This window comes from Dactylosporangium sp. NPDC049140 (assembly GCF_040648435.1).
In genome coordinates this window covers 398,971-407,798 of record NZ_JBEZDS010000002.1, presented here as the reverse complement: position 1 = coordinate 407,798, position 8,828 = coordinate 398,971, and the positions used below count along the sequence as shown (strand labels likewise).

The 8,828-nt window shown below is 71.3% G+C and carries 10 protein-coding genes; 7 read left to right on the top strand and 3 right to left on the bottom strand.

Annotated elements, in window-relative coordinates:
• Nucleotides 1-351: 351 nt before the first annotated feature.
• Nucleotides 352-978 carry a peptidoglycan recognition family protein gene (locus tag AB0B76_RS05560; RefSeq protein ID WP_360369766.1) on the bottom strand — a complete coding sequence of 209 codons (627 nt, stop codon included), beginning with the start codon at nt 976-978 and terminating at the stop codon, nt 352-354.
• 125 nt (nt 979-1,103) lie between these two features.
• Here AB0B76_RS05560 and AB0B76_RS05555 point away from each other — a divergent pair, with 125 nt between their 5' ends.
• Complete coding sequence (locus AB0B76_RS05555; RefSeq protein ID WP_360369763.1) at nt 1,104-1,820, top strand: lysozyme; 717 nt, start codon at nt 1,104-1,106, stop codon at nt 1,818-1,820.
• Here the strand turns inward: AB0B76_RS05555 and AB0B76_RS05550 are convergent.
• Nucleotides 1,817-2,290, bottom strand: a complete 474-nt coding sequence (locus AB0B76_RS05550; protein ID WP_360369760.1) for a hypothetical protein — start codon at nt 2,288-2,290, stop codon at nt 1,817-1,819. The two genes, AB0B76_RS05555 and AB0B76_RS05550, sit on opposite strands and share 4 nt — an antisense overlap.
• A gap of 126 nt (nt 2,291-2,416) precedes the next feature.
• Here AB0B76_RS05550 and AB0B76_RS05545 point away from each other — a divergent pair, with 126 nt between their 5' ends.
• The 6 genes from AB0B76_RS05545 to AB0B76_RS05520 all read left to right on the top strand — a co-directional run bounded on the left by AB0B76_RS05545 (nt 2,417) and on the right by AB0B76_RS05520 (nt 6,137).
• Nucleotides 2,417-2,863 (top strand): DUF1801 domain-containing protein, encoded by a 447-nt coding sequence (locus AB0B76_RS05545; RefSeq protein WP_360369757.1) that lies wholly within the window; start codon nt 2,417-2,419, stop codon nt 2,861-2,863.
• 113 nt (nt 2,864-2,976) lie between these two features.
• Entirely contained in the window at nt 2,977-3,351 is a 375-nt protein-coding gene (locus tag AB0B76_RS05540) for a DUF2089 domain-containing protein (protein ID WP_360369755.1), read from the top strand.
• Entirely contained in the window at nt 3,348-3,608 is a 261-nt protein-coding gene (locus tag AB0B76_RS05535) for a hypothetical protein (protein ID WP_360369752.1), read from the top strand. Before AB0B76_RS05540 ends, AB0B76_RS05535 begins: the two co-directional genes overlap by 4 nt.
• A gap of 12 nt (nt 3,609-3,620) precedes the next feature.
• Nucleotides 3,621-4,046 (top strand): hypothetical protein, encoded by a 426-nt coding sequence (locus tag AB0B76_RS05530; protein ID WP_360369750.1) that lies wholly within the window; start codon nt 3,621-3,623, stop codon nt 4,044-4,046.
• Nucleotides 4,047-4,192: 146 nt separating this feature from the next.
• Entirely contained in the window at nt 4,193-5,635 is a 1,443-nt protein-coding gene (locus tag AB0B76_RS05525; protein ID WP_360369747.1) for a hypothetical protein, read from the top strand.
• Between the two features lie 97 nt (nt 5,636-5,732).
• Nucleotides 5,733-6,137: a hypothetical protein gene (locus tag AB0B76_RS05520; protein ID WP_360369744.1), complete on the top strand. Its 405-nt coding sequence runs from the start codon at nt 5,733-5,735 to the stop codon at nt 6,135-6,137.
• Nucleotides 6,138-6,161: 24 nt separating this feature from the next.
• On the opposite strand, the gene AB0B76_RS05515 is transcribed toward AB0B76_RS05520, so the two are convergent.
• On the bottom strand, nt 6,162-8,813 hold the full coding sequence (locus AB0B76_RS05515) for a DNA translocase FtsK (RefSeq protein WP_360369741.1): 2,652 nt from the start codon (nt 8,811-8,813) through the stop codon (nt 6,162-6,164).
• Nucleotides 8,814-8,828 lie beyond the last annotated feature (15 nt).

The window sequence follows — 8,828 nt, the reverse complement described above, 5'->3', positions numbered from 1 at the left end:
GGACCGAACGCGCACGACTGAACGGGCAGGACCGAACGCGCAGGACCGAACGCGCACGACAGAGCGGGCAGGACCGAACGCGCAGGACCGAACGCGCACGACAGAGCGGGCAGGACCGAACGCGCAGGACCGAACGCACACGACCCATGGCGCGCACGACTGAACGAGCAGGACCGAACGCGCACGGCAAGACGCGCACGACCGAACGAGCAGGACCGAACGCGCACGACCCATGTGCGCGCACGACCGAATGGGCATGACCGAACGCGCAGGACGAAACGCGCACGACGAAACGCGCACGACGAAACGCGCACGACGAAAGGGGCCCGGCTCGCGAGCCGGGCCCCTTTCTCACAAACGGGCAGCCACAGCCGAGCGAAGCTCCGGCAACCGATCGTGCAGCAGCCCAGGGCACTGCGTCGTGTTGAAGTCCTTGTGCCCGTAGATCTCAGCAGGCGGTATCGCGTACTGGTGGCACACGAACGCGCAGAAGTCGACCAAGCTGTTCCACAAGGCGGCCGGCGGCTGCTCGGTCAGGTACGTGCCCTCGTTCTCGATCCCGATCGCCTGGTCGTTCTGGCCCACGCAATGCGCGCCCTGCACCATGGTCTGCCCGTGCAACAGCGCGTACAGGCTGCCGTTGCGGCCCTCGGTCAGCCAGCCGCCGCGGCTGTTCGTGAAGTGCTGGCCGCTGTCGACCCAATGGTTCGTGTCCATGTGCAGGTTCTGGATGTCGCGCGAGTTGGCGAACGCGTGCGCCTGCGAGTAGTCGGTCGAGTTGGCCAGCGCCGTGTGGTGCACGATGATCTTGTTTGGGCGATGCTCGTCGATGGTCAGCGAACCCTGCGGCGGGCGGGCCCCCCAGGCCCCACAGCTGGCGATCGTGGGTTGTTCAGGAGCGGCGGCGGCCGGCAAAGCGGGTGTGAGCAGCGCGGCAGCACCGCCGAGCAGCACGCCGCGGCGGGTGATACGAGCCATGAAACCTCCCCGAAGCATCGATTGAAGTCACTGTAGATTTTTTCCAGACTTCGACGCAAGCCTATTGAAACTTTCCGACGAGCATGAGCTAATCGGCGAAGTTCTTTCCCAAATGAGGAGGAAGAGTGTCGGTACGAAGGCTCGCCGTACTCACGGCGCTCGCGCTGGTCGCCACGGTGCTGATCGGCCGGCCGGCCGAGGCCGCGACCGTGACGTACGGCCAGGATGTGTCGGGTCACCAGGGCAACGTCAACTGGTCGGCGCAGTGGAGCGCCGGCTCGCGCTTCGCCTACATCAAGGCGACCGAGGGCACGTACTACACCAACCCGTACTTCGCCCAGCAGTACAACGGCTCGTACAACATCGGGATGATCCGCGGCTCCTACCACTTCGCGATCCCCGACGGTGGCGGCGGCGCGGCGCAGGCGGACTACTTCATCGCCCACGGCGGCGGCTGGTCCAAGGACGGCAAGACCCTGCCCGGCGCGCTGGACATCGAGTACAACCCGTACGGCGCGACCTGCTACGGGCTCTCACAGTCGTCGATGGTGAGCTGGATCCGGGCGTTCCTGAACCAGTACCACACCCGCACCGGCCGCTGGGCCGTGATCTACACGACCACGGACTGGTGGGTCACGTGCACCGGCAACTACAGCGGCTTCTGGGCCAACTCGCCGCTGTGGCTCGCCCGCTACAGCAGCACCCCCGGCACCCTTCCGGCCGGGGCGCCGACCTGGTCCTTCTGGCAGTACTCCAGCACCGGCCCCTTCGCCGGCGACTCGAACCAGTGGAACGGCGCCCTCGACCGTCTCAAGGTGCTGGCCTGTAACGGCTCCTGCTAAAGGCCACAGGCGCTCTTGAACGCGGTGATCGCCGCGTTCAGGGGCGCCTTGTCGGGCTTGGAGCTGTTGTCGACGTACTTGTCGGCGACGACACCCATCGCGTCCGCGACGGCGCGGCCGGCGTCCGAGATCGCCTTCGGGGCGTCGATGACGTGCGAGTAGATCTGGGCGGCGCCGGCCGAGTACTGGGCACTGACCGCGTTGAAACCGGCCGGCGGGCCGATCTTCTCCGCCTCGGCGACCTTCGTCAGCGTCGTCTGAATGTCCGCGTTCACGGCCGTGCAGGCGGCCTCGCCGCCGGCTGTGTCGCCGGTCGGGCTCGGGCCGGCCGAGGGCGGAATCGAAGGCGACGGCGCCGGAGCCCCCGCCGCGGCCGAGGCGGCCGGCGGGGTCGCGGTCTCGTCGCCGGTGCAGCCCGTGGCCGCGAGCAGGGCGGCCCCGAGCACGATGGTCATTGATGCGATGCGCACGGCTGGGAGCGTAGCGATCACCACGTCCGCGCGCTGACCCGTCCCGTTCGGTCAGGATTCGAGAAGCAGGCCGGCCGCAAGCCCTCCTAGCATGGGGAACGTCCCGATCAAACGGAGGTACCAGCCATGGCCCGCAAGTCGACCCCGACGTTCACCGAGGACGAGCGCGCCGCGATGCGTGAGCACGCCACGGAGGTGCGCTCGTCCGCGTCCCGCCGCGGCTCGAAGGCCGACAAGGCGGCCGAGGACGCGCAGGCGCTGCTGGAGAAGATCGCCGAGATGGCCGACGAGGACCGGGCGATGGCCGAGCGCGTGCACGCGATCATCACCGAGAACGCCCCCGACCTGGCGCCGAAGCTGTGGTACGGCATGCCCGCCTACTACAGGGGCACGAAGTCGGTGTGCTTCTTCCAGCCGGCGCAGAAGTTCAAGACGCGCTACGCGACGCTGGGCTTCAACGACGACGCGGCGCTCGACGACGGCAACGTGTGGCCGGTGGCGTACGCCCTGAAGACGCTGACCGCGGCCGACGAGGCCCGCATCGCCGCCCTGATCAAGCAGGCCATCGGCTGACCTCCCCCACCACCGCTCCAGCGGGCCCGTCCGACACGTGTCGGACGGGCCCTTTTTAACAAATTCAAGATCAACTTGTTGTCTGATTAAGAAAATCAAGGTACAACTTATATATGAGTGAGCGGGCGATGGACTGGCAGGAACTGACGAACCTGACCCGGGGCCGGCCGTTCATCGTGGAGCGGGTGCGGCTGGACGGCGGGGTGGCGATCGAGGGGGCATTCGAGCCCCCGCAGCTGGGCCAGCTCAGCCTCGAGGACCAGGTCTTCGTCACGGCGTTCGTCCGCTGCCACGGCTCCATCAAGGAGATGGAGCGGATCTTCGGGGTGAGCTACCCGACGATCAAGTCCCGCCTCAACCGGATCGGCCAGACTCTCGACTTCGTCGAGACCGATCCGGCGCCGTCGCGCGCCGACGTCATCGACCGGCTGCGCCGCGGCGAGATCGACGCCCAGCAGGCATTGCGCGAGTTGGAGGGTCGCCCATGATGCCACAACTGCTGACCGCCCGGGTGCAGCGCCCGGACGGCCGCCCGATCCGGATCTGGGTGCCGGTGCTGCCGGTGCTGCTCGTCCTGTCCCCGGTCCTGGTGCTCGCGGTCGCCGTCGCGGCGATCGCCTGCCTGGTGTACCGGATCAGTGTCCTGCGGGCCTTCGGCTCGGGATGGCGGGTCCTGTCCGCCCTCCCCGGCACCCGGTTCGACATCGAGCAGGGCCGCACGGCCGTGCTCGTGACCATCAGATAAGAGAGGTGCACCGTGAACGAACAGCGTAAGGAGATCCTGCAGATGCTCGTCGAGGGCAAGGTGACCGCGGAGGAGGCGGACCAGCTCATCGCCGCGCTCGAACGCGACCAGCCGGTGCCGGCGGCCGTGGGCGCCGACGTGCGGCCGCCGGGCCGGGCGAAGTACCTTCGGGTCGTGGTGGACGCCTTCGACGAAGGCGTCCCGAGCAAGGTCAACGTGCGGGTGCCGCTGCAGCTGCTGCGGGCCGGGGTGCGGCTGGCCGCGCTCATCCCGCCGCAGGCGCTCGGCGAGGCCAACGCGCAGCTGATGAAGTCGGGCGTGCCGATCGACCTGACCCAGCTCAAGCCCGAGCAGCTCGAGGAGCTCGTCGAGCACCTGGAGGAGATGACGGTCGAGGTCGACCAGCCGGACGCCAAGGTCCGCGTCTTCTGCGAGTGAACACCGTCCGGACGCCCGGACGGGCCCCCGAGAAGGTGCGCCAACACCTTCCCGAGGTCGCGCCCGCAGAAGCAGACACGAGGTACTGCCAACCTCGAGTTTAACCGACCCGCACGCCCGGCCTGCCGGCTGGCAGACTGGCCGACGTGCCCAATGTGAACCCGACCGGTGTGATCATCCCGAGCGTCGACGGCAAGCCGAGCACGTCGGCGCTCGGGCGCGCGGTGGTGGCCGAAGCGCTGCGCGGTGTCGACCCCGTCGGGGCCCGCGGCGCGGAGGCGTCGACGGACTGGCGCCACGACTACCTGGTGCATTTCCGGCGGCTGGTCGAGGCCGGGCTGCCGTCCCGCGAAGCCGCGCTCACCATCGCCCGCGAGGGGCTCTCTTCACTGCACAAGCGGATGCGGTACCGCCAAAAGCCGGACGGCACCGAGGAGCCCCTCGCGGCGGCGTTCACCGCGGCCGCCCCTCCCCTGACGACCGTCACCGTCACCGGGCGGGGTGAGCCGGAGCGGGAGCTGACCGTGCCGTACCGCGGCCGCCGCCTCGCCGGCGCGGAGCTCGACCGCCAGCTCGAGCGGTGGGTCGCCGCCGGCACGATCGAGCGCTCCTGCGCCGACACCGTCCGCACCGTCGCCGCGAACCCCGACTGGCTGTCGCTGTCCGGGCGGCGCGTCGTCGTCCTCGGCGCCGGCGCGGAGATGGGCCCGCTGCGCGCGCTGCTGCGCTGGGGAGCCGACGTCGTCGCCGTCGACCTGCCCCGCCCGGCGATCTGGGAGCGGCTGACGGGCCTGGCCGAGCGGTACGCCGGCCGCCTGCACCTGCCCGCCACCGGCGACGAGCGCGGTGCGGACCTGCTGCACGACCTCGGCCGGGTGGCCGGGTGGATCGACGGCCTCGACGGCCGGCTCGTGCTCGGCAACTACGTGTACGCCGACGGGCCCCTCAACGTCCGCGTCGCGATGGCCGTCGACGCGCTCACCGTCCACCTGCGGGAGCGCCGCCCCGACCTGGGCCTCGCGTTCCTGGCCACGCCGACCGACGTGTTCGCCGTGCCCGACGACGCCGTCGACGAGGCGACCCGCCGCTACGCGGCCGCGTCCGGCATCGGCCGGTTCCGGCGGCCGCTGCGCGTGCTGAGCGCGGGCCGGCTGCTCACCCGCAACTATCCGCCGGGGCTCTATCCGGGGATCAACGACAGTCTGGTACCGCAGCAGGGTCCGAACTATGCCCTGGCCAAGCGGCTGCAGCGCTGGCGGGCGGCCGAGGCCCGGGCCGCGGGCCTGACGGTGGCGTTCGCGGTCGCGCCGGCGACCCGCACCCGCAGCGTGGTGAAGAACCGCCTCCTGGCCGCCGCGTTCGCCGGCGCCCACCGCTTCGGCATCGAGATCTTCGAACCGGCGACGAGCAACACGCTCATGGCGGCGCTGCTGGTCCACGACCTCAACGCCGGCCGCCCGGCGCACGAGCACCCATGGCAGGACGAGGCCTTCGCGGCGGCCCACGGCGGGCTGTGGCGCCAGCCGTACTCCGCACGCAGCGCCCTGGGCATCGCGGTCCTGATGGGCATCGGCGGCGCGCGCGGCTGATCCCGGTGTCAGCGGCCGCGTCAGGGCGCTGACCGTTTGGTGTCAGCGGCGGCCCGCATGGTGGTGACACAACAACCGCCACGAAGGAGCGCCCACCATGTCGACCACCCTCACCACCCAGGACCAGAACACCATCCGCCTCGCCGCCTACGGCGCCGTCACCCTGCTCTCGGCGGCGGCCGCCGCGGGTGGTTCGCCGCACAAGGTCGCCAGCAACGGCAGCATCGCCCTGGGCTCCTCGACCGGCCTGGTCGGCCACGTCCTGGCCAAGTACCCCAGCCACAAGGACCTCAACGGCCGCTCCGTCGCCGAGATCGCCGACCGGGTCCTGCCCGCGCTGACCGAAGCGTCGGCACTGCTGCGCACCCAGGCCCCCGACGAGGCCGCCAACTTCCGCGGCACCGTCCTCACCGCCCTGGAGTCGGCCACCCACAACACCCAGCCCACCCCCGCCGTCACCGACATGATCCGCAAGATCACCGCGGCCATCGACGCCGCGTGACGCAATCGGGGAGTGGTCGGCCGGTCAGTCGTCCTCGGAGGCCTTCAGGGCGCTCAGCACCTCGCCCAGCGTGTCGGGCTTGATGAGGACGTCGCGCGCCTTGGAGCCCTCCGACGGGCCGACGATGCCGCGCGTCTCCATGAGGTCCATGAGGCGGCCGGCCTTGGCGAAGCCGACGCGCAGCTTGCGCTGCAGCATGCTCGTCGAGCCGAACTGGCTCGTCACGACCAGCTCGATGGCCTGGACGAGCAGTTCGAGGTCGTCGCCGATCTCCTCGTCGATCTTCTTCTTGGCCTCTTCGCGCTTCTGGGTGACGCCCTCGCGGAACTCGGGTTCGCGCTGGTCCTTGCAGAATTTCACGACGTCGCTGATCTCGGACTCGGAGACCCAGGCGCCCTGGATGCGGACCGGCTTCGACGCGCCCATGGGCAGGAACAGCGCGTCGCCGCGGCCGATGAGCTTCTCGGCGCCGGGCTGGTCGAGGATGACCCGGGAGTCGGCGAGGCTGGACGTGGCGAACGCGAGGCGCGACGGCACGTTCGCCTTGATCAGGCCGGTGACGACGTCGACGCTGGGCCGCTGGGTCGCGAGCACCAGGTGGATGCCGGCCGCGCGGGCCAGCTGCGTGATGCGGACCACCGAGTCCTCGACGTCGCGCGGGGCGACCATCATGAGGTCGGCGAGCTCGTCGACGACGACGAGGAGGTACGGGTACGGCCGGATCTCCCGCTCGCTGCCCGGCGGCGCCGTGATCTGCCCCGCCCGCACCTTGCGGTTGTAGTCGTCGATGTGCCGGACCCCGGCCGCGGCGAGGTCGTCGTAGCGCATGTCCATCTCGCTGACGACCCAGTCGAGGGCGTCGGCCGCCTTCTTCGGGTTCGTCACGATCGGCGTGACGAGGTGCGGGATGCCCTCGTAGCTGGTGAGCTCCACGCGCTTCGGGTCGACCAGCAGCAGCCGCACCTCGTCCGGCGTCGCGCGGGTCAGCAGCGACACGAGCAGGCTGTTGAGGCAGCTGGACTTGCCCGCGCCCGTCGCGCCGGCGATGAGGATGTGCGGCATCTTGGCCAGGTTGACCACGACGTAGCCGCCCTCGATGTCCTTGCCGAGCGCGACCACCAGCGGGTGGTGGTCGCTGGTCGCGACCCGGGAGCGCAGCACGTCGCCGAGCGCCACGTTCTCGCGGTCGGAGTTGGGGATCTCGACGCCGACCGCGCTCTTGCCCGGGATGGGGCTCTGGATGCGCACGTCGGCCGACTTCACCGCGTAGGCGATGTTCTTCGACAGCGCCGTGATCCGCTCGACCTTGACGCCGTGGCCGATCTCGACCTCGTAGCGGGTGACCGTCGGGCCGCGGGTGAAGCCGGTCACCAGCGCGTCCACGCCGAACTGCTCGAACACGCCCTGCAGCGCGTTGGTGACCTCGTCGTTGGCCCGGGTGCGCCCGCGCGGGGCGTCGCCGGTGCCGAGCAGGTCGGGCGGCGGCAGCTTGTAGTCGGCGTCGGTGAGCGCGAGCTGCTCGGCCCGCGTCGGCATCGGCGAGTGCTCCGGCGGCTCCTTCCCCGCGGCCGGCGCCTTGTCCTTCTTCTTGCGCCCGGCGGACGGCATGCGCTGGAGCACGACGGTGTCGTGGACGAACTCGGGGTCGAGGTCGGGCGCGGCCGCGTCGAACTCGTCGGGGTCGAGGCCCAGCGGGTGCGGCAGCGGCTCGGGCTCGTCGCCGGCCCGGGCGCCCTGGCGGCGGCGGGCCGGGGCCCGGCGCGCCGGCTGCTCCTCGGGCTCGTCGTAGAGGTCCTCGAACTCGTCGTCGTCGACGAGTGTCGGGTCCTCGACCCGGCCCAGGGCCAGGTCGCGCAGCTGGCGCCAGCGCTGCGGGATCCGGCTGATCGGCGTCGAGGTCACGACCAGCACGCCAAATGCCGAAAGCAGCAGCAGCAGCGGTACCGCCACCCAGGACGTGACCGCCATCTCCAGCAGTCCGCCGCCGCCCCGCCCGAGCAGGCCCCCGGCCCGGTCCATCTTCGCGGGGAGGGTCGGGGCGCCCGCGGCCAGGTGCATCAGGCCGGTGCCGCCGACGAAGAGGGCGCCCCAGCCGACCAGGCCGCGCCCGCGGTGCGCGTCGGGGTCCTCGGTCGAGCGCATGATCCGGACGCCGCCGATGACGAGGAGCACGGGGAGCACGCCCGAGGCCGCGCCGATGAAGGTGTGGCAGATGCTCGCCAGCCACCGGCCCACCGGCCCGGCCGCCTGGAACCACAGGGCCGCCGTGAGCAGCACCGCCAGCCCGATCATGCCGAGCCCCGCGCCGTCGCGGCGGTGCTCGGGATCGAGGTCGCGGGCGGTCGCCGCCTGCCGGCCGATGGCGCGGGCGCCCCAGCCGACGCTGTGCGCGAGCCCCATCCAGACCGCGATCATGCCCCGGCCGAACAGGCCCAGCGGCGTGGCGACCACGGCCCCGGTGCGGCGGCGGCGGCGCGTGGGCGTCGCGGTCCGGGCGTTGGTCCGCGGGGTGGCGGCCCGGCCCCGGGTCGTCGCCTTCACGGGGGTGGCCTTCGCCGCGGGCGTGGCCCGGGTGCGGGGCGTCGCACGCTTCTGCGGGGTAGCACGCGTGTTCGAACCGCCGCGCGCGTTGGACGTGCCTCCGCCGCGGCCGGCCTGGGAGGTGCGGCCCGCCATGGTCACACCGTATCG

Coding starts and splice junctions, on each gene's coding strand:
- AB0B76_RS05560 (WP_360369766.1), bottom strand. CDS start 978: ATGGCTCGTATCACCCGCCGCGGCGTGCTGCTCGGCGGTGCTGCCGCG.
- AB0B76_RS05545 (WP_360369757.1), top strand. CDS start 2,417: ATGGCCCGCAAGTCGACCCCGACGTTCACCGAGGACGAGCGCGCCGCG.
- AB0B76_RS05540 (WP_360369755.1), top strand. CDS start 2,977: ATGAGTGAGCGGGCGATGGACTGGCAGGAACTGACGAACCTGACCCGG.
- AB0B76_RS05535 (WP_360369752.1), top strand. CDS start 3,348: ATGATGCCACAACTGCTGACCGCCCGGGTGCAGCGCCCGGACGGCCGC.
- AB0B76_RS05520 (WP_360369744.1), top strand. CDS start 5,733: ATGTCGACCACCCTCACCACCCAGGACCAGAACACCATCCGCCTCGCC.
- AB0B76_RS05515 (WP_360369741.1), bottom strand. CDS start 8,813: ATGGCGGGCCGCACCTCCCAGGCCGGCCGCGGCGGAGGCACGTCCAAC.